This is a genomic window from Pectobacterium brasiliense (assembly GCF_013449685.1).
Lineage (GTDB): Bacteria > Pseudomonadota > Gammaproteobacteria > Enterobacterales > Enterobacteriaceae > Pectobacterium > Pectobacterium brasiliense_A.
The window spans coordinates 1-443 of sequence record NZ_JACDSF010000004.1; the positions used below are offsets into that span (position 1 = coordinate 1).

The window sequence follows — 443 nt, forward strand, 5'->3', positions numbered from 1 at the left end:
CGGTAATATGCAAAGCTATTTAGCCGTCCAAAAGATCAAATTCTGATCAATGCCATAAAGTTTTCCTGCAATAAAGGTTCCTAATGCTGCACCAATACCGCCAAACATTCTTGCACGGCCGAATTCAAAGCCCGATGCCCGACTGATTTTATCAATATACGCCTCACAAATTCCGCAGCCTGCACCGTAAGCCATACCGATATATATCCCGCCCGCAAACGCACCGAGAATAATGTTAAATTTCAATAGCGGGGAAAAGACGAATATCCAATAAGGTGCAAAAATCGTAATGATAATAGCCAGCATCCACATAAGATGCTTACGATAAATAATTTTGTCAGAAATAAAACCGAATAATGGTTGAACACATACCGCCACAACGGCAGTAAAGGAATACACCAGCCCAACATCTCCATAGCTAACAGGGCGAGATCTAACTCACT

General features: G+C 42.0%; 1 pseudogene. It reads right to left on the minus strand.

Going from position 1 to position 443, the window contains the following annotated elements:
* Positions 1–21: 21 nt before the first annotated feature.
* A pseudogene (locus H0248_RS01675) lies at positions 22–420 on the minus strand (MFS transporter); the annotation flags it as partial.
* Between the last annotated feature and the right edge of the window lie 23 nt (positions 421–443).